Here is an 18,792-nt window from a genome sequence, read left to right as displayed (position 1 = left end):
TCAACGGCACGGCTTACCCGTCACGCTGCCCTGGCTTGCAGCTTGCAGCTTGCAGCTTGCAGCTTGCAGCTATCTTTGCGCGCGGCTCTTTTCGTAAAAAAATTCGCGGTTCTTCTGGCTGGCGTCGCCGCTTTTGCGCAGTAGCGCCAGGGTCACGCCGGCGCCGCCCTGGTTCGGCGGCGCGCTGTGGAAGGCAAGCACCTGATCGAATTCTTCCAGCCAGTGCAGAACGTAGCTTTTCAGCAGCCCCGGGCGCTCGCTGTGCTGGCCCTTGCCGTGGCTGATCAGAACGGTGCGCAGCCCCTGGTTTTGCGATTCGCGGATAAACAGATAGACCTGATCGCGGGCGTCCATCAAGCGTACCCGGTGCAGGTCCAGGCGTTCCTGAACCTCGTATTTGCCCAGCCGCAGTTTGCGATAGACCCCTTCCTGGACACCGTTTTTCTTCAAGCCGATGATGTCGTGAGGGCCGGCCTGGGGCACCTGCTCGGGAACCGTGAGGGGGTTGGGGTCCTGATTGGGGCGGGCAATCGCGGAGGCTCTACGCAGCCGCTGGGTGAGCGAGGGCTCGCGGCGGGGCGCGGTGTAGACCCGGTCGTCTTCGCCAAGCGGGGCCACGCCGGTCATTTCCCGGCGGAACAGATCGTCATCGTAGTCGCCCATGGCAGCTCTCCTGGAAAACCCGGTTCGATACCTGATGGTACACAAACCGCACGGGTTCGTGCAGTGATTGGCGGTGTTAGGAGGGAAGTCCTGGAATTCGGAAAAAACGAAGACGGTGGGGTATGCGAACACACCCCACAACAGGAAAAGCGAGTCTGGCCCTGGCGCGACTGAATCGGTTCGACAATCAGTTCGCGCGCGGATCAGTCCGGCCGGCGGCCCGGGCGGATACGACCCGCCGGGACGGCGGCGTCGTCATCCTCTTCATGATGACGTTGCAGCTTCGCCTCGCGCTTGCGGCGTTCCTTGCTGACTCGTTCGTGCTCTTCCTGCCACTCTTGGGCATCGTAGTCATCAAAATCGCGACGACTCATGTTCGGTACTCTCGTGATTAGCTATTAGCAGTAAACGTTTCACATCGGTCCTGAACGCCGTGGTGCGGGTGGCACCGGGCGCCGGACCGGCGGGGCGCCCGCGGCGGGCGCTCAGCCACTATATAGCACCGAAAACGCCGGTGGAGAAGGGCGCGCGGAGAATATTCTTCAGCCCGTGGGCGCGCCGTTAACGGGCATAGCTGTGTTGCAGGTAATCGAGAATACGGCGGGAATCGAACAGCTCCACGTCGGTGTTGGGGTCGATCAGGTAGGGCACCGCCACCCGCCCGGTGTGTTCCAGCAATGCCACCCGGTTGCGTTGGCCGGGTTGATAGTCGATATCCAGCGCGGTGCGGGCCTGGGGCAGCAGCCAATCCTGCCAGCGGTCGCGGCCGCATTGGCGCAGCAGATAGGGAAGCTGCAGCTCGGTGAGACGCTCGCGCACCAGCCGCGCGAACGGGCTGGCCTCAAAGGAATACAGCTGCAGCGGTTGCGATGGCGTGGCGCTGTCCTGGTGGCGCAGGCCACGCCCGCCGCGGGGCAGCGAGGCGGCCAGGGCGCTGCCGGTGCGCAGGGTTTTGATTTTCCAGCGCGCCGGCGCCGGCCGCCCCCCGTATTCGCTGAACAGGTAGTCGATGATGTCCGCTGACTCATACAGCGCCGCGCCGGTGTTCGGGTCCATCAGATACGGAAACTGCTGGCGACCGCCCAGCTTCTCCACCAGCGGGCGATAGCGGTCTCCACCCTTGGGGCAGGGGTAAATCAACACATCCAGATCAAGCTCGGTGAGTGTTTCCCGCACCAGCCGGCAGAACGGGCAGCCCTCCATGTCGTACAGCTCCAGGGGCTCGGCCGGCTGGCGGGCGGCCGGACGGGTGGCGATGCCACGTAGCTGTTGGGCGGCGCTGGCGGCCAGGGATCGGGCCACATCGATGGAATGCATCAGGGTCTCCTTGTTGAGCGGTTCATTACCCTAGTGGTCCGCCAGGCCGGCGGCAATGGCCCGGCCGCCAGTGGTGATGGGCGGTTCTTTCCGCTCAGGGCTGGTTTTTGTCGCTCAAGGCTGTCTTTTCCGCTCAAGGGCCCTGAACACTCCTGTCATTGTTGGGGCGCCGCCGCTGGGGCACTCTAGCGGCCTGCTTAGATCCTTATTTTTCCAGCGTCGGCCGTTGCGCGGCCGGCATCAGTCCAAGGCGAGAGGATGGTTAGATGACCGAAGCCTATATTTACGACGCGATCCGCACCCCCCGTGGCCGGGGCAAGCGGGATGGCTCCCTGCATACCGTTAAACCCGTGGACCTGGTGGTCGGGCTGATCGATGAGCTGCGCGAGCGTTTTCCCGACATGGATGTGAACCGCATTGATGACGTTCTGCTGGGCGTGGTGACGCCGGTGGGCGATCAGGGCGCCTGCATCGCCAAGACCGCGGCATTGGCCGCCGGGCTGCCGGATACCGTGGCTGGCTATCAACTCAACCGCTTCTGCGCCTCTGGCCTGGAAGCGGTCAACACCGCCGCGCAAAAAGTGGCGTCCGGCTGGGACGATCTGGTGTTCGCCGGCGGCGTGGAAGCGATGAGCCGCATCCCCATGGGCTCGGACGGCGGTGCCTGGGCCATGGACCCGATCACGAACTACGAGACCGGCTTCGTGCCGCAGGGCATTGGCGCCGACCTGATCGCCACTCTGGAAGGCTTTTCCCGCCGTGACGTGGACGAATTCGCCGCCGAATCCCAGGCGCGCGCCGCCGCCGCCTGGGAGAAGGGCTACTTCCAGCGCTCCGTGGTGCCGGTCAAGGACCGCAACGGCATGACGGTGCTGGCCAAGGATGAGCACGTGCGCGCCGGCACCACCGCCGAGGTGCTCGGCAACCTCAATCCGTCGTTCGCGGTGATGGGCGAGATGGGCGGCTTCGACGCCGTCGCGCTGCAGAAATACCACTGGGTGGAAAAGATCGACCATGTGCACACCGGCGGCAATTCCTCGGGCATCGTCGACGGCGCCGCCCTGGTGGCGATCGGCAACGAGCAGGTGGGTAAGGATTACGGCATGAAGCCCCGTGGCCGCATCGTCGCCACCGCCATCAGCGGCGCCGACCCCACCATCATGCTCACCGGGCCGGCCCCGGCGTGCCGCAAAGTGCTCAAGAAAGCCGGCATGAGCGTGGAGCAAATGGACCTGGTGGAAATCAATGAAGCCTTTGCCTCGGTGGCGATGCGATTCATGAAAGACATGGGGCTGGACCACGCCAAGGTGAACGTGAACGGTGGCGCCATCGCCATGGGCCACCCGCTCGGCGCCACCGGCGCGATGATTCTGGGCACCGCCCTGGACGAGCTGGAACGCCGCGACAAGAAATTCGCCCTGTGCACTCTGTGCGTGGGCGGCGGCATGGGCATCGCCACCATCATCGAGCGTCTTTAAGGACCCAACGGAGAATTCCTATGAGCGACAAAGAGAGCACCATCCGCTGGGAACAGGACGCGGACAACATCGTTACCCTGATCCTGGATGACCCCAAACAATCCGCCAACACCATGAGCGAGCGTTACGTGCGTTCCATGGAAACCATGGTGCAACGGCTGGAAGACGAGAAAGACAAGATCGCCGGGGTGATCGTCACCTCCGCCAAGAGTACTTTCTTCGCCGGTGGTGATTTGCGCGAAATCATTCAGGTCAGTGCGGACCAGGCGGAGCAATTCGCCGCCGGGCTGGAAGGCACCAAGGCGCAGCTGCGCCGCCTGGAAACGCTCGGCAAGCCAGTGGTGGCGGCGCTCAATGGCACCGCGCTGGGTGGCGGTCTGGAGATCGCCCTGGCCTGTCATCACCGCATCGCGCTGAACAACCCGAAGGCGCAGTTCGGCTTTCCGGAAGTGACCCTGGGCCTGCTGCCCGGCGGTGGCGGTATCGTGCGCAGTGTGCGCATGCTGGGCATCCAGAATGCGCTCATGCAGGTGCTGATGCAGGGCCAGCGCCTGAAGGTGGAGAAGGCCAAATCGATTGGCATTATCGATGACATCGCCGACAGCGAAGAGGACATGCTGACCAAGGCGCGGGAGTGGATCAAAGCCAACCCGAAAGCCAAGCAACCCTGGGACGAAAAAGGCCACAAGATTCCCGGTGGCACCCCCAGCACCCCGGCCTTGGCGCAAAACCTGCCGGCGTTTCCCGCCAACCTGAAAAAGCAGCTTAAAGGCGCCAATTACCCGGCCCCGCGCAACATCATGGCGGCCGCCGTGGAAGGCGCCCAGGTGGGCTTTGATGACGCCCTGGTGATCGAGGGACGCTACTTCGTGGAGCTGGTTTGTAGCCAGGTTTCCAAGAACATGATCAACGCCTTCTTCTTTAATCTGCAGGCGATCAACGCCGGCGCCAGCCGCCCCAAGGACGTGCCCAAATACAAAGCCGAAAAAGTGGCGGTGCTGGGTGCCGGCATGATGGGCGCGGGCATCGCCTATGTCACCGCCCGCTCCGGCGCCCAGGTGGTGCTCAAGGACGTCTCCCTCGAGAACGCGGAAAAAGGCAAGGCCTACTCCGAAAAGCTGCTCGACAAGGAAGTATCGAAAGGCAAGATGAGCAAGGAGAAAAAAGAGGAAATTCTTTCCCGCATCACGCCCGCCGCCGATGCCAAAGCGCTCGAAGGCGTCGACTTTATCGTTGAAGCGGTGTTCGAAAACACCGAACTGAAACACAAGGTGTTCCAGGAAATCGAAGCGGTGGTGAACCCGGACGCGGTACTCGGCTCCAACACCTCGACGCTGCCGATCACCGGCCTCGCGGAAGGCGTGAAAAATCAGAAAAACTTTATCGGCATTCACTTCTTCAGCCCGGTGGACAAGATGCCGCTGGTGGAAATCATCCGTGGCAAAAACACCAGCGACGAAGTGCTCGCCAAGGCGTTCGACTACACCCTGCAAATTAAAAAGACGCCGATCGTGGTCAACGATTCCCGGGGTTTCTTCACCAGCCGCGTGATCGGCACCTTCATCAACGAGGCCATCGCCATGGTCGGTGAAGGGCAGAACGCCAACTCCATCGAGCAGGCCGCCACCCAGGCCGGTTACCCGGTGGGCGCGCTGAAGCTGATCGACGAGATCAACATGAAGCTGTCTCTGAAGATCGCCGGGGAATACAAACAGGCGGCCGGCGCCGGCGCGCGCCAGCACCCGGCGCTGGCGGTGATGGAGAAAATGGTCAACCAGCTGGAACGCCCCGGTAAGCTGGACGGCAAGGGCTTCTACGACTATCCGGACGGCGGCAAGGCGCACCTGTGGGCGGGCCTGAAAGAGCAGTTCCCGGCTCAGGACGCGATCCCGTTCCAGGACATGCAGGAGCGCATGATGTTCGCCGAGGCCCTGGAAACCGTGAAGTGCTTCGAGGAAGGCGTGATCGAATCGGTGGGCGACACCAACATCGGCTCGATCTTTGGCATCGGCTTCCCGGCCTGGACCGGCGGCGTGGTGCAGTACATGAACCAGTACCAGGGTGGTCTGCGCGGTTTCGTGGCCCGCGCCCAGGCGCTGGCCAGCGCCTACGGCGAGCGGTTCATGCCGCCTAAGTTGCTGGTGGAAAAAGCCGAGAAGGGCGAGATTTTTAAATAGAAAGGACCTGCCGTGAGCCGATGAACGACGTTGAGCCCGGCCCCTGGAGGGGCGGATGATCCGATACAGGGTCTCCGCTCCTTTATTTCATGGAACTTTACTCCGATCCACCTTCCTGAATGAGCGCTTCCCTAAGACGGAACTTCTGGATCTTCCCGGAGCCCGTTTGAGGGAATTCGTCGACAAATCGCCAAATGCGAGGAACTTTAAATCCGGCGAGTTTCCGCCTGCAGAATTTCTCCAGGCTTTCTGGGTTTTCGGGGGCCTTATTCCTGAGCTGGACAAAGGCGGCCACGGACTCGCCCCACTCCGGATCCGGCACGCCGACCACGGCGGCTTGCACAACATTGGGATGTTCGAAGAGTACGTCCTCGATTTCACGAGGGTAGATGTTTTCTCCTCCTCGGATGATCATATCCTTGAGACGCCCCAGTACCCGGCAATAGCCGTATTCATCCATGCTGCCGAGATCGCCGGTATGCAACCACCCATCTTCGTCCAGAGCTTTCGCGGTCGCCGCTTCGTCATCGAAATAGCCCTTCATGACGCAAATACCTCGGGTACGGATCTCTCCACTGTGGCCAAGCGGAACAGTCCGTCCGGTGGACGGGTCGCTGATTTTGACTTCGATGCCGGGCAAGGGCCGTCCGATGGTGGATGCCCATTGCGGGTGCGGATCATCCGGTGATGTATGAGTGATATAAGGAGACGCTTCAGTTTGTCCGAAGCCGATGGCGACTTTTAATTGTCTCTCCAGCTGCGCGCGCTCGACTAAGTGTTGCGGCACGGGGGCTCCACCGAGCGTGACCAGTCGCCAGCTGCCCGTGTCGTAGGAATGGGTGAGCATTTCATCGAGAAGCCGGATCAACATGGTGGGTACGCATAGCATGATGGAGCCCTTTTCCCGCTGTATCAGCGAGGACACCAGCTCAACGTCGAAACCGGCGGCCAGAACATGCGTGCCACCGGTTTGCAAGGCGCCTAGTGTCGCCAGGCCGCACCCGGCGGTGTGAAAGAGAGGCATGGGGTTGATCCAGACATCCTTCTCCCGCGCGTTGATGAAACGCGCATACAGCCGGCTGTTATTGACCAGCCCACGGTGCGTCAGTTGCGCCCCCTTGGGGAAGCCAGTAGTGCCCGACGTATACTGAATTTGTGCGACACTATCGGGAGTAACATCCGGCAACGCCTGATTCGTCCGCTCTGATTGCAAGAAGGATTCCCAGGTATCGAAGGAGATGATTTCTCGAATATCGGGTAACTGTTTTCGCGCGGTCTCCAGGATAGCCAATAGAGACCTGCCTCGATATTCCGGCTGCAAGAAGACACCACAAACCCTGGAGTGGCCGAGGACATGAATCAGTTCACTGTCCGTGTAGGTAGGGTTCACGGTTACCAGGGTCAGCCCTGCAAGCGCGGCGCCCAGTTCCAGCAGTACCCATTCCGGGCGATTGGCGGCCCAAACCGCAATTCTTTCTCCGGGTGCGAAGCGAGCCCCCAACACCCGGGCAACGCTCTCCGCATCAGTCATTAGTTCAGCAAAATTCCAGGCGCGTCGCCGTTGTTCCGCTATGCCCTCGATCAAAGCGGGGCGCTTGCCGAAAGACATAGCGGCTTGCCTTAAGGCGTCGCCGATTGTCATGTCCATCAAGGATTCGGGAGCATCAGGGTGCCAATGCGATTCTTGCAGCTTGGGAAGATCTTCTTTATGCATTGTTATTCCTCGTTGAATGCGAGAAGCTCGACCTGATTTACACGTATGATCCGAATCGTATGGTCCTATTCGGATGGTGTCAACACCATGAAAGAGCGAGAAACGGTTAATGAAATTCAATCCAGTATCCTATGTGGTCCTGGGTCTGATCGGGCTGCGTGGCCCATCGACGCCCTATCAGCTCAAAAGGTCCGCCGGACGATCCATCAACTATTTTTGGTCCTTTCCTCATTCGCAGCTTTACAGCGAGCCTAAACGGCTGGCCGCCGCCGGCCTGTTATCTGAGGAGGTGGAAGAGGAAGGACGGCGACGTAAGCTCTATGACTTGACCGAAAAGGGACGGACGGCGCTGAAGCAGTGGTTGAGAACGCACCCATCGGAGGCGTTTGAGATGAGGGATATGGCGGTACTGCAGTTGTTTTTCAGCGATTTCATGGAATGCCAAGATCTGGAGGAACTCGCCCGGAAGCAGGTCGATGTCTACTGCGATAGACTGGAGGTCTATAAGGAAATCCTGGAAATCAGAAAGGGGAGTCAGGCGTCGGATCGCCGAATGGCGCCGCTGAATTTGGGATTTCGACTGGTCGAAACCTGCATTGAGTTTTGGGAGGAAATCGCCCGAAATCCTCCCGCGAGCGAGCCGGCGGGGTCGGATAAGTATGGCAACTCTTGAACCCTCACCCGAGTAGCCGGGAACCTTCGCGCCAACCAATACGATCATATACAGTCTAACCGGCCAGATATCGTTCGGTGAGCGGCGCGCGGGCCTGGTCCAGGTGCGCCACTATGTACTCGGCGTCCTCGGCGATGGCGTAGATGCGCCCCGACCCCCAGGTGTGCAGCCAGGGCAGCCCGAGAAAATAGAGCCCCGGGCTGGCGGTGACGCCGCGCACTTGTTTGGGGTAGCCGGTGTTGTCGAAGGCCGGCGCCCGGATCCAGGAAAAGTCCGGGGCGTAGCCGATGCACCAGATTACCGCGCCGATGCCGGCGGCTCGCAGATCCAGTTCCTTGCCCGGTGAAGCCGGCGGTTCCCAGGCCGCCTCGTAGGCGGCTTCGGTGGGCGCTTGAATGCCTTCCCGGTTAATGTACTCGTCAATGCTGGCTTTGATGCGTGCGTTGGTGGCGTCGGCGGCGTCCAGGTTTTTCTTCAGGTCATGGCCAAAGCGCGCCATACCCGCGTCGATGTCATGCAGACGGCCATGCAGCGTCATGCCTTCCAAGGCAAACCGACGCAGGTCAATATCGCGACCCCCGTCGCGGCCGGTGACGTAATGATTGGCCTTGGCACGCACCTGCTCCTCGGTGAGATGCTCCTGCACCGGCAGCCGGTAATGCCCCATGTCGTCCAGCCAGTCCACCACATCGCGGCCCCGGTAGAAGCGCGACACACGAGGTGCCGGGCCCACCGCCAGATGCACTTCGCGGCCGGCCAGGTGCAGATCCTCTGCGATCTGACAGCCGGACTGACCGGTGCCGACCACCAGCACGGCGCCTTTGGGTAGGGCCGCAGGATTGCGGTAGGCGGAGGCGTCCAACTGCCGGATCGAGTCGGGCAGACGACGCGCGTACTCGGGGACTTTGGGAACGTGATAGCTGCTTACCGCGATCACCACCTGGTCGGCGGTGAGCGGGCCCCGGTCCGTGTCCAGACGATAGCCGCCGACGGCCAGCGCGATGACCCGGGTCACGGTGACGCCTTCGAACAGCGGCGGATCGAACGAGGCCCGGAAGCGTTCCATCCAGGTAACGATCTGTTCCTTGACCATGAAGCCGTGCGGCTCGTCGTCGTCGTAGGGGTGATCCGGCAAGCGACATTGCCAGTTGGGGGTAACCAGGCAGAAATTGTCCCAGCGTTGGTTTTTCCAGGCGTGGAAGGCTTCGTGTTTTTCCAGCACCAGGTGATCGATGTGGCGTTGGTGCAACAGGTAGCTGGTGGAAAGGCCGGCCTGGCCGCCGCCTACCACGATCACCGGATAATGGCGACGCGGAAAATAACGGGTCGTGGCGTTCATGAGGATCGAGTCTCCTGGATAACAGCGGCGTTCCCCGCCGAGGGCTTGGTGCCGGGGCGGCCGACGCGCAATACCGTGACCGCCGCGTCCATGTGGTCGGCGAATTGCCGGGCGCGCGTTTCGATGGCCAGCAACTGGCTGTCGGCGCTGGTGCAGCGGAAACCGAATCTGGCTTCCACCCGGTCGCCGGCCAGAGTCAGGGCGTTGCGGCTGAGGGTGAGAAATTCCGCCAGCGGGTAGCGGGCACCGGCGCGGAAATAGTCGTGCACCACGCTGGACGGTGAATAGCAGTGCATTTCACTGTCGTCCGGCCAGCGCACATCGAAATAGACTTCAGGCATGACGGCCTCCTTGATGGCTCGAGGGAGAAGAGGCGGCGGACGCGGCGCGGCCGATGAACGGCTCGCGCGACAAATCCCAGAATCGGTCGCGTTCGTCGCCGAGGGTCAGGTCGAAGCACCCGCCAGCGGTGATCCGGCCCGCTTCGGCGGCGGCCAGATCGCGCTGGTGGAACGCCGCCAGCACCGCGTCACGATGCGTCGGCGCCACCGACAACACGAAACCGTAGCTGGGAAAGGTTCGCAGCCAGCGCGCCAAGGGCACGCCGACGGGTTTGGGCAGGACATCGAGGTCGAGAACCGCGCCCACTCCGGACGCCTCCAACAACATCAGCACGGTGCCGACCACGCCGGCCATGCTGATGTCCTTGGCGGCCCGACACAGGCCCTGTTCGGCCAGCACCGGCAGAATCTCCAGATCGTCACGCAGACGCTCGCCGGGGGCAGCGCTGCTGGCGTCCCAGTTATCACCCACGTCGCGATAGCGGCCACGCGCATCGCAGGCGACGATCAGGCTGTCGCCGGGGCGGGCATCGAAGCTGGTGAGCAGGGCCCGCGCCCTGCCGACGATGGCCACCGACAGTTGCGGGCGATCGGTGCGGGTATTGCTGTGACCGCCGACCACCGGCACGCCGTATTTGCCAGCCGCCTGACGCAGGCCACCAACGATCTCGCCGGCGCGCGCCGCGCCGTCGCTCCACAGGGCGTCGACCACCGCCAGCGGCCGGCCGCCCATGGCGTAGATGTCGCTGACGTTGACCATCACTCCGCAGTAGCCGGCGAACTCCGGCTCGGCGGCGACGAACTCGTTGAGAAAGCCTTCGATGGCGACCAGCAGGTGGCCATCGCCATCCGCCAGCGCGGCGCTGTCGTCACCCAGGGGCAGGGCGCCGCTGTCGATACCGGCGAGGCCATTAAGTATCGGCCGGATGTCGCGTTTGTGATCGAACGCGGCGCTGTCGCGCAGCTCACGGATGATGGCGTCCAGTTTCATGACGCCCTCCTGCCGGTGGTCAGCAGGGGCAGGCGATCCTCGGCCAATGGCGGATAATGGTCCAGTTCGGCGCGCATCAGCACGTGCTGCAGGCCATGCAGGTCCAGATGGCGCAGGGTGCGCCAGTGCAGGCGCTGGAACAGCGGCTCGTTGACCGCCTGTACCCGGGCGAAAAAGCTGTCGCAGCCGCGTGCGCGGGCGCCGCCCACCGCCAGTCGGATCAGCGCACTGCCCAGGTGGGCGTCGCGGCGGTAGCCACGAGCCACCGCCAGCCGTGAGCCGTACCAGATGCCCGGCCGGTCACTGTGGATGCGCACCGTGCCGACCACCTCGTCCGGGCCGCCGGCCACATAGGCGAGCGCGACGACGGTCAGGGCATGACGGTCCAGGGCATCGCCGTCGTCGGCGGTGAACAGGCCCTGCTCGGCGCAGAACACCTGCCGGCGCAGTTCGCGGGCGGCCTGATATTCCCAGGCCTCGGTGGTCAATTTGACGGCGTACTCGCAGCTGCGAAACGGGACAACCGGTTCCAGGATCATGCCGGGGTCTCCTCGAACGCGGACAGTGACGAGCAGGCGCCGCAGCGACCACAGCCGGCTTTGATGTCCGACGAGCGCAAGGCGCTGTCGCGTAACAGGGCGCCCAGCGGTTCCAGAATGTCGCGCATGTGCTGCGCCGATGGCGAGGGATGATGTTGCAGGGGCGTGCCGGAGATTGGCACGAATGGCACCACGAACGGATAAACGCCCAGCTCAACCAGCTGCCGGCACAGCGCCAGGGTAGCGCCCACGCTGTCGCCCAGCCCGGCCAGCAGGTAGGTGCTGACCTGGCCGCGGCCAAACACTGCCACCGCGTCGACGAACGCCTTCATATAGTGCTCGACGGTGATCGACGCTTTGCTCGGCATGATTTTTTCGCGCAACGCTGGCGTGGCGATTTCCAGGTGCATGCCCAGGCTCTGGATGCCGCTGTCATGCAGCCGGCGGAACCAGGCGCGCTCGTCCGGCGGTTCGCACTGACCCTGGATCGGCAGATTGATGGCGGCGCTCACCGCTTCGGCGCTGTCGCACAGCACCCGGGCGCCACGATCCTGGAGATTGGGGGTGCCGGTGGTCATCACCATGTGTTTGACGCCGTCCAGTTCCACTGCGGCTTTCGCCACCTCGGCGAGCTGCGCCGGCGTCTTGTGGGCAATGGTGCGGCCCTCGTCCAGGGATTGTCCGATGGCGCAGAACTGGCAGGACACCTTGCGATTATTGTAGCGAATGCAGGTCTGCATCACGGTGGTGGCGAGCACGTCCTTGCCGTGCAGGGTGGCGATGTGGGAATAGGGGATGCCCTCGGCGGTGCTCAGACCGTAAAAACGCGGGGTGTCGGTGAACGCCATGCGGGCGATTTCCTGCCCGTCGCGCGTCAGGGTGGCGCCATCGCTGTTGGCATCGAGCTGATACGGCGAGCGGCTGGCGCCGGCGGTGTGCACCGGAATCATCACCACCCGGCCACCGATCTCCATCGCCTTGTGGTCGGACGGTCCGGCGCCGCCGCGCCGGCTCGGGGCACCGGCGTCCGGGCCGGTCAGGCGTACGCCACGGGTCTGCAGTTCATTGATGAGCTGCCGGTCGGACAGCGTCGGGTTCGCGCTCATCGTCGTTGCTCCTGGATAGGTCGGTGAAAGAGTCGGCTTGTTCGTCCTGGCGGGTGCGGTCATGGAAAGTTGCCGCCGGGCGGCGGTCAATCAGCAGGCTCAGCAGTTCCGGGCGGGCGTAATGGCCCACCGAGTCCATCATGCGTTTGCGCTTGAGGATCAGGGTCATATCCAGCTCCGCCACCAGCAGGCCCTCGCCCTCGGTGAGCGGCTCGCCGAGCAGCTTGCCCTCCGGCGATACGATCATCGTCATGCAGCCACCACGCAGCGCTTTTTGCTGGGCGGGGTCGGCGGTGATTGATTCGATCTGCGCGTCCTCCAGCCAGCCGGTGGCGTTGACCACGAAGCAGCCGGACTCGGCGGCGTGGTGACGCATGGCCGCCTCGATCTGATCGGCGAACACCGGGCCTACCATGGAGCCAGGGAACTGGGCGCAGTGGATCTCCTCGTGCTGTGTCATCAGCGCGTAGCGGGCCAGCGGATTGTAGTGCTCCCAGCAGGCCAGAGCGCCGATCCGGCCGACACCGCTGTCCACCACTCGCAGGCCACTGGCGTCGCCCTGACCCCAGATCATGCGCTCGTGGTAGGTGGGGGTGATCTTGCGGCGCTTGAGCAGCAGCCGGCCATCGTGGTCGAGCACCACCTGGGTGTTGTACAGCGTGCCCCGGTCGCGCTCGTTGACGCCCAGCACCACCACCATCGAATGGCGGCGGGCCAGGGCGGCGATCCGGTCGATCTCCGTGCCTGGTACGGTCACCGCCTGTTGATACAGAGCGAGATGGTCCGGGCCGGAGAACGCCGGGGTGCGTACGAACGAGAAGTACGGGTAGTAGGGCACCAGGGTTTCCGGGAACACGATCAGTTCCACGCCCTGGCCGGCGGCCGCCTCGATCCAGGCGCAGACCTTGTCCAGGGTGCCACCCGGGGTGTTCAGGACCGGGGCGATCTGGGCCGCCGCGGCGGTGACCGTACGGGCTTCGCTCATCGCGCGCCTCCGCTTACAGGGTCCAGGTATCAAGAATGAAAGCATTGTCCTTGCGGTGCAGCAGAACCAGATCGAGAACATCCAGTGGATTGATTGGCGTAATGCCCTCGATCAATGACGGCTCACCATGACCGTACAGCGCCTGTAAGGCGAACCGGCACGCGAATACCTTGCCGCCTTCGCCCATGAACTTGCTGAGCTGGTTGTTGACCGCCAGATGCCCCGGGAAGGCCTCGTCGCCGAGGGTTGGAAAACCCCGTTGCAGGCCCAGGGTGACGCCTGGGCCATACAACAGGACCGAGGTGTCGAAGCCTTTACGCAGCAGGCGCGTGGCCTGCAACATGTTCACCAGGCCGATGGACCCCTCGAAAGCCACGGTATGGAAGGTCACCAGAGCTTTCTCGCCGGGTTCCGCCTTGACGTCTTCGAACACTTTTTCTTCGTAGTCGACAAAAAAATCGCCTTTCTGATGGGGGGCTTTCTCTACGATGGGCATAGTCGTCTTCCTCTGCGGTTGAAGCGGGGTTCGGAGTGTGGAAAGGGCTCCGCCTCTGTTTGATGCAACCTCCCTTTCTGATGTGTTCAATTGCAATCAATATGCCAATCAAAGTGTTAATTGATTGATTGGTCGCATGATTTATGAGCCAATGGGCGGCGTTTCTCAGTAACGGGCCGGTTGCTCTTCGGGCGTCAACCAATCAAAGCGTGCCGGGGCTGCGCGTGGCGTGGACAACCCTGGTGCGGAAAATGAACTCAAACAGTGCGGTGGTGGCCGTTGAATCAGGCGGAGGGGAGGGGAATGAGCGGTAACGTGGCGGCCTGGCGGCCGGTTTTGAAAGACGGGGTGCAGCCCATCTATCTTCGCATCGCTGATGCCATCGCTGATGACATTCTTTCTGGCAGGTTGGCGGTGGGCGAACGTTTGCCGCCCTTGCGTGATCTGGCTTCCGGATTGAAGCTCAACTACGCCACCGTTTCGCGAGCCTACAGCGAAGCTCAGCGGCGCGGGCTGATCTATTCCCGCGTTGGGCAGGGCTCCTTTGTATGCCGCCCTGGCGGCGTCAGCCGGCGCAGCGCCAGTGCCGGGCGCTCGGTGGACATGACCATGAATCTGCCGCCGGAATCCCAGAGCACGCTGTTACGAGAGCGAATGGAGGCAGGGCTGCGTGCCCTCGGCCCGGATCTGCAGCCGTTAATGCGCTATCAGGAGTTCGGTGGCTCCGCCGAGGACAAAGAGGCGGCGGTGGCCTGGCTGCAAAGACGGCCGCTCAACGTTGACGTTGACCGGGTACTGGTTTGCCCGGGCGTGCAGAGCGCGCTATTGGCGGTGTTGGGCAGCCTGGCCCGGCCCGGCGATGTGGTGCTCTGCGAGGCCTTGACCTATCCGGGCCTGCGCGCCATCGCTGGCCAGCTTGGCATCCGTTTACTCGGCTTGCCGCTGGATGAGGACGGCATTGATCCGGATGCCCTGGCGAGACTATGCGCGGAGCATCATCCCAAGGCGTTGTATTGCAATCCGGTATTGCTCAATCCTGCGGTGGTGACGTTGAGCGAAGAACGCCGGCATCGGCTGGTGCAGATCGCCCGTAAGCATAACCTGGCGATCATTGAAGACGACGCCTACGGCCTGCTGCCCAGCCACCGGCCACCGGCCCTGGCAGCCTTGGCGCCGGAGCTGACCTATTATCTGTGCGGCTTTAGCAAGTCCTTGGGGGCGGGATTGCGAGTGGCCTATCTGGCCCTGCCGTCCGCGCGGTTGCGCTCGCGATTGGCGGTAACCCTCCGCGCCACTACCGTAATGGCTTCTCCGATTACAGCGGCGTTGGCGTCCTATTGGGTACAGGACGGTACCGCCGATCTGGCGTTGTCGCTGACGCGAAAGGAGTCCCAGGCGCGTCAGGGCCTGGTCACCAGAATTCTCGGCGGCGCGGATTACCGCTCCCATCCGGAGGCGTTCCACGTCTGGCTGAAAATGCCCGGGCCATGGAGCCGGGTTGCCTTCGCCGCGCGCTTGCGCGCGCAAGGCATCAATGTGGTGGTCAGTGACGCTTTCGCGGTGAACGCCAAGCCTCCGGAAGCGGTACGTTTATGCCTGGGTGGTCCTTTTAGTCGACAGGAATTGGCGCATTCGCTGCACATGATCGCCGATGCCCTGGAACAACCGGGCGCCGCTGGCGCCGGTTTTTTCTGAGCCGTGATGTTGCGCTTTGCTTGCACGAAAGATGAGGTTTGTTTGCACGGTGCGCGCGCACCGTGGGTGGAATCAAGTCAATCCGGAGTGCCCATGAACATTTTCAAGAACGTTGCATTAGCCCTCTGTCTGACGCTGACCGCCGCCCCGGCGGCCTGGGCCAGCCCGGGCCATGGCGGGCCTGAACGCAATTCCCCCCACACCCATCATCAGGCCGGTCACAACAGCGGCCGGCACCACCACGCCGATGCGCATCGGGCGCGCTGGCACCAGGGCGACAGCTTGCCCGGCGGTTATCGCGGCAACCGCTATGTGGTGAACGACTGGCACGCTCATCGGCTACCGCCGCCGGATCGCCACCATCGCTGGGTGAGCGTGAACGGCGACTATCTGCTGATTGCCATTGGCACTGGCGTGATTCTGTCGGTGGTTGCCGCTCACTAGGGCCGGCAGCGATCAGTGCCAGTCCAGCGCCGGCGGCAGGCCCGCCGCCAGGCGCAGTGTTTCAGGCAACGAGGCGCTGAACATGCCGCCGTGGCCCTGGCCGTCATAGAGCCGGTGCCGGACCCGCAGCGCAGGTACTTGATCAAGGCGCCCGGCGAAGCGATTGAAGTCGCGGTTGGCCCGGCGTTTGGCGGCGGCCCATTGTTGCTCGTCCAAATCGTCCGTTCGCCGGCCTTCTTCATTGCCCCGGCATAACCAGACCTCGGCGGGCGGTGTCGGAGCGTGGGCGGCGAGGGCCTTGAGGTAAAGGTTGATCAGCCCGCCGGCCCACCACAGCGATGGGCTGGTGGGGAAATACTGGTGGAACGCGGCCGGCCTGGTGCACAGAGCGAACAGTGTGAACAGCCCCCCGTAAGAATGACCCCATAAGGATGCCCGCGCCGGGTTGATCGGCGCCAGTGTCGCGACCCGTGGTGTCAGGGTGGTGTCGATCCATTCCAGAAACCTGGCCGCGCCACCGCCGCGCCGATCCGCCCGGCGCGGGTCGTGAATCTCGTGCTCGCCCGGCGCCGCCGGGGTGTAGTCGTACTGGCGGGCGGCACCGTTGAACAACAGGTCGGTGTCGTAGCCGATCATCACCAGCACCGGCGGCGTGCCGTCTTGAATCTGGCCCAGCCAGGTCTCCCGCAGCCGGCTGATCACCGCGTTGCCGTCCAGCATAAACAGAGCCGGGTGGCCGCCCGCCGGCGCCGGGTGTTTGGGCTCGGCGATCCACACCCGGTAATGGCGCTGGCGATCCATTGAGGACAGGCGCAGATCCTGGAAGCGATAGAACGCCGAACCACGGTCCGCCAGGGTGGTGCCCATGGTGCGGGTCAGGTCCGGCCGGGCGGTGGTCAGGCCGGGCAGGGCGACGCCGAGCGCGCCGGCCAGGGCCGCCTGAAGCAAATGACGCCGTTGTCGGTCCATGTGCGGGCTCCTTGTCGATGCGTCGAACCGTCGAACAGTGGCAGGGGTTATATAAGATGAGCCTTTAAAAGTAAATGAGTTCTATTTTCATTTGCGTCTGGGTGGAGGGGGGCGTGGCCAGAGGCGGACTTGTAAAAATCATCCGGAGTGATAATAATGAGAACTATTCTCAAAAAGGGTCGGATCGGGGTTACCACCCATGGGCGCGGAATCTTACTACCGGAACGAAGCGGTAAAGGTGTTGTACAGCCACCACCACGGTTGGCTGATGGGCTGGCTGCGTAAAAAACTTGGCTGTTCCCAGCGCGCCGCGGACATGGCGCAGGATACCTTTCTGCGGGTGCTGACCTCCCACGCCGACCTGAACGCGGTCAAGGAACCGCGTGCCTATCTGACCACCATCGCCGGGCGATTGATCATTGATGACGCGCGCCGCAAGAAAGTGGAACACCTCTACCTGGAGACCTGGAGCGCTCTGCATGGCAACGACGTGGCGCCGTCGTCTCAGTCGCTGGTGGAAGTGGTGGAGTTGCTCACCGCCGTCGCCCGCTTGCTGGAAGGCCTGCCGGAGAAACCGCGGCGGGCGTTTCTGATGAGCCGCCTGGAGGGCCGCTCCCATGGCGAGATCGCCAAAGCGCTGGGCGTGTCGGTGAGCATGATCAAGAAGTACGTGGCCCGAGCGTTGTTGCACTGCCTGGACTTGCTGGACGAGGACCAGCGGTGATTCGCGACGAGCAACGGCGCATTCTCGGCGAGGCGGCGGAGTGGCTCGCCACCCTGCACTCCGGGGACGTGGACGATGCGGATCGCAGCTGCTGTCGGGACTGGCGTCGGGCCGACCCGCGCCATGAGCGTGCCTACCGGAAAATGGAAAACCTGTGGCGGCGCTTCGAGGGCCTGGGCAGTGACGGAGGCGCCGCCACGTCCACGCTCAACGCGGTGCTTGGCGCGCGGCGCCGGCAGCGGCTGCGCGGCGGCGGCGCGTTGGCGGTGGTGTTGCTGGTGGGCGCGTCGGCGTCGTTGTTGAGTCTGCCGTTCGCGCCCCTGGATCTGCTCGCCGATTACCGCAGCGCCACCGGTGAACAACGCCATGTGGCGTTGCCGGACGGCAGCGAACTGGTTCTTAACAGTGGCACCGCCGTGGATCTGGATTACAGCGCCGGCGAACGCCGGGTGCGGCTGCGCCATGGGGAACTGCTGGCGCGGGTGGCGCCCGACCGGGGGCGGCCGTTCGTGGTGGAAAGCGCCGCTGGCACCGCCCGCGCCCTGGGCACGGAGTACACGGTGCGTATCCGGGAAGATGGCATGGACGTGGTGGTCACCGAATCCTCGGTGGAAGTGTGCGCCGCGCCGCCGACGGCATCCGCCGCCCATCATGGTCGTGCCCACTGCGCCGCCGCCGTGGCCGGGCAGCGCGCACGGGTGCGCGGCGACCGGGTCAGTGCCCCCCAGGCGGTGGACACCGCCCTGGAAACCGCCTGGGTCAAGCAGCGCCTGGTCGCCGATGACCGCCCCCTGAGCGAGGTCCTCAAGGAGCTGCGCCGCTACCGGAGCGGCGTGCTCCATTACGACGACAAAGCGCTGTCGAACATTCGCGTTTCCGGCGTGTTTCCCCTGGACGACACCGACCGGGCCCTGGATTTGTTGGCCGCCCTGGCGCCGATTCAGGTGCGTCACTACACCGGTTTGCTGACTCTGATCTCGCCCCGTTGATCTCCTCTAAGCGGCCTGCGGCGCGGCTGGTTTTGGTGGTAAGGCCTTGCTCCCACAGCGGCACCGTAGAAAGGTGTTTTTGTGTAGGAGCAGGCCATGCCAGCGACTCGGCTTTGCCGGGCCTGCCTCGCCTTCCAGACTCGGTTCGCTGG

At 63.5% G+C, this 18,792-nt stretch carries 19 protein-coding genes; 7 read left to right on the top strand and 12 right to left on the bottom strand.

Annotated features, from left to right (window positions below; translation table 11 throughout):
• Window positions 1-69: 69 nt before the first annotated feature.
• The 3 genes from smrA to CGS25_RS06930 form a co-directional block, all read right to left on the bottom strand.
• Window positions 70-663 (bottom strand): DNA endonuclease SmrA, encoded by a 594-nt coding sequence (gene smrA / locus CGS25_RS06940; RefSeq protein WP_101675020.1) that lies wholly within the window; start codon window positions 661-663, stop codon window positions 70-72.
• A 203-nt stretch (window positions 664-866) separates the two neighbouring features.
• Window positions 867-1,037: a hypothetical protein gene (locus tag CGS25_RS18970; protein ID WP_157933791.1), complete on the bottom strand. Its 171-nt coding sequence runs from the start codon at window positions 1,035-1,037 to the stop codon at window positions 867-869.
• A gap of 187 nt (window positions 1,038-1,224) precedes the next feature.
• Window positions 1,225-1,980: a glutathione S-transferase N-terminal domain-containing protein gene (locus tag CGS25_RS06930; RefSeq protein ID WP_232802296.1), complete on the bottom strand. Its 756-nt coding sequence runs from the start codon at window positions 1,978-1,980 to the stop codon at window positions 1,225-1,227.
• A 266-nt stretch (window positions 1,981-2,246) separates the two neighbouring features.
• Between CGS25_RS06930 and CGS25_RS06925 the strand changes: the two genes are divergently transcribed.
• The gene (locus CGS25_RS06925; RefSeq protein WP_089032498.1) at window positions 2,247-3,458 is read left to right on the top strand and encodes an acetyl-CoA C-acetyltransferase; all 1,212 of its coding nucleotides are present in this window, start codon (window positions 2,247-2,249) and stop codon (window positions 3,456-3,458) included.
• A 20-nt stretch (window positions 3,459-3,478) separates the two neighbouring features.
• Complete coding sequence (locus tag CGS25_RS06920; RefSeq protein WP_101675017.1) at window positions 3,479-5,635, top strand: 3-hydroxyacyl-CoA dehydrogenase NAD-binding domain-containing protein; 2,157 nt, start codon at window positions 3,479-3,481, stop codon at window positions 5,633-5,635.
• A gap of 97 nt (window positions 5,636-5,732) precedes the next feature.
• Here CGS25_RS06920 and CGS25_RS06915 read toward each other — a convergent pair whose 3' ends face one another.
• Entirely contained in the window at window positions 5,733-7,349 is a 1,617-nt protein-coding gene (locus CGS25_RS06915) for an AMP-binding protein (RefSeq protein ID WP_089032496.1), read from the bottom strand.
• A gap of 109 nt (window positions 7,350-7,458) precedes the next feature.
• Between CGS25_RS06915 and CGS25_RS06910 the strand changes: the two genes are divergently transcribed.
• The gene (locus tag CGS25_RS06910) at window positions 7,459-8,022 is read left to right on the top strand and encodes a helix-turn-helix transcriptional regulator (protein ID WP_089032495.1); all 564 of its coding nucleotides are present in this window, start codon (window positions 7,459-7,461) and stop codon (window positions 8,020-8,022) included.
• Between the two features lie 55 nt (window positions 8,023-8,077).
• Here the strand turns inward: CGS25_RS06910 and CGS25_RS06905 are convergent, their stop codons facing one another.
• Genes CGS25_RS06905 through CGS25_RS06875 form a run of 7 tightly spaced genes read right to left on the bottom strand, consistent with a single transcriptional unit; the run spans window position 8,078 to window position 13,819 of the window.
• Window positions 8,078-9,361, bottom strand: coding sequence for an MSMEG_0569 family flavin-dependent oxidoreductase (locus CGS25_RS06905; protein WP_089032494.1), 1,284 nt, complete (start codon window positions 9,359-9,361; stop codon window positions 8,078-8,080).
• Window positions 9,358-9,702, bottom strand: a complete 345-nt coding sequence (locus tag CGS25_RS06900) for an MSMEG_0570 family nitrogen starvation response protein (protein WP_089032493.1) — start codon at window positions 9,700-9,702, stop codon at window positions 9,358-9,360. Before CGS25_RS06900 ends, CGS25_RS06905 begins: the two co-directional genes overlap by 4 nt.
• Window positions 9,695-10,693, bottom strand: coding sequence for a sll0787 family AIR synthase-like protein (locus tag CGS25_RS06895; protein WP_101675016.1), 999 nt, complete (start codon window positions 10,691-10,693; stop codon window positions 9,695-9,697). Before CGS25_RS06895 ends, CGS25_RS06900 begins: the two co-directional genes overlap by 8 nt.
• Complete coding sequence (locus tag CGS25_RS06890) at window positions 10,690-11,232, bottom strand: MSMEG_0567/Sll0786 family nitrogen starvation N-acetyltransferase (protein WP_089032491.1); 543 nt, start codon at window positions 11,230-11,232, stop codon at window positions 10,690-10,692. Before CGS25_RS06890 ends, CGS25_RS06895 begins: the two co-directional genes overlap by 4 nt.
• A complete protein-coding gene (locus CGS25_RS06885) occupies window positions 11,229-12,338 on the bottom strand; it encodes an MSMEG_0568 family radical SAM protein (protein WP_101675015.1) in 1,110 nt (369 codons plus the stop codon). The genes CGS25_RS06890 and CGS25_RS06885 overlap by 4 nt, the downstream gene beginning before the upstream one ends.
• Complete coding sequence (locus CGS25_RS06880; protein ID WP_089032489.1) at window positions 12,295-13,323, bottom strand: Nit6803 family nitrilase; 1,029 nt, start codon at window positions 13,321-13,323, stop codon at window positions 12,295-12,297. The genes CGS25_RS06885 and CGS25_RS06880 overlap by 44 nt, the downstream gene beginning before the upstream one ends.
• 13 nt (window positions 13,324-13,336) lie before the next feature.
• Window positions 13,337-13,819 (bottom strand): MSMEG_0572/Sll0783 family nitrogen starvation response protein, encoded by a 483-nt coding sequence (locus CGS25_RS06875; RefSeq protein ID WP_089032488.1) that lies wholly within the window; start codon window positions 13,817-13,819, stop codon window positions 13,337-13,339.
• Window positions 13,820-14,122: 303 nt separating this feature from the next.
• Here CGS25_RS06875 and CGS25_RS06870 point away from each other — a divergent pair, with 303 nt between their 5' ends.
• Together CGS25_RS06870 and CGS25_RS06865 are read left to right on the top strand one after the other, a co-directional pair.
• Window positions 14,123-15,514: an aminotransferase-like domain-containing protein gene (locus CGS25_RS06870; protein WP_101675014.1), complete on the top strand. Its 1,392-nt coding sequence runs from the start codon at window positions 14,123-14,125 to the stop codon at window positions 15,512-15,514.
• Between the two features lie 93 nt (window positions 15,515-15,607).
• Window positions 15,608-15,958 carry an RcnB family protein gene (locus CGS25_RS06865; RefSeq protein WP_157933790.1) on the top strand — a complete coding sequence of 117 codons (351 nt, stop codon included), beginning with the start codon at window positions 15,608-15,610 and terminating at the stop codon, window positions 15,956-15,958.
• 12 nt (window positions 15,959-15,970) lie between these two features.
• Here the strand turns inward: CGS25_RS06865 and CGS25_RS06860 are convergent, their stop codons facing one another.
• Entirely contained in the window at window positions 15,971-16,927 is a 957-nt protein-coding gene (locus tag CGS25_RS06860) for an alpha/beta hydrolase (protein ID WP_101675013.1), read from the bottom strand.
• A 199-nt stretch (window positions 16,928-17,126) separates the two neighbouring features.
• Here CGS25_RS06860 and CGS25_RS06855 point away from each other — a divergent pair, with 199 nt between their 5' ends.
• Both CGS25_RS06855 and CGS25_RS06850 read left to right on the top strand, forming a co-directional pair.
• Complete coding sequence (locus CGS25_RS06855) at window positions 17,127-17,651, top strand: sigma-70 family RNA polymerase sigma factor (protein WP_101675012.1); 525 nt, start codon at window positions 17,127-17,129, stop codon at window positions 17,649-17,651.
• Window positions 17,648-18,640, top strand: coding sequence for a FecR family protein (locus CGS25_RS06850; RefSeq protein ID WP_101675011.1), 993 nt, complete (start codon window positions 17,648-17,650; stop codon window positions 18,638-18,640). The genes CGS25_RS06855 and CGS25_RS06850 overlap by 4 nt, the downstream gene beginning before the upstream one ends.
• Window positions 18,641-18,792 lie beyond the last annotated feature (152 nt).

The sequence above is a fragment of the Alloalcanivorax mobilis genome (assembly GCF_002864685.1).
Taxonomy (GTDB): Bacteria; Pseudomonadota; Gammaproteobacteria; order Pseudomonadales; family Alcanivoracaceae; genus Alloalcanivorax; species Alloalcanivorax mobilis.
This window is presented reverse-complemented; position numbering and strand designations above follow the sequence as displayed.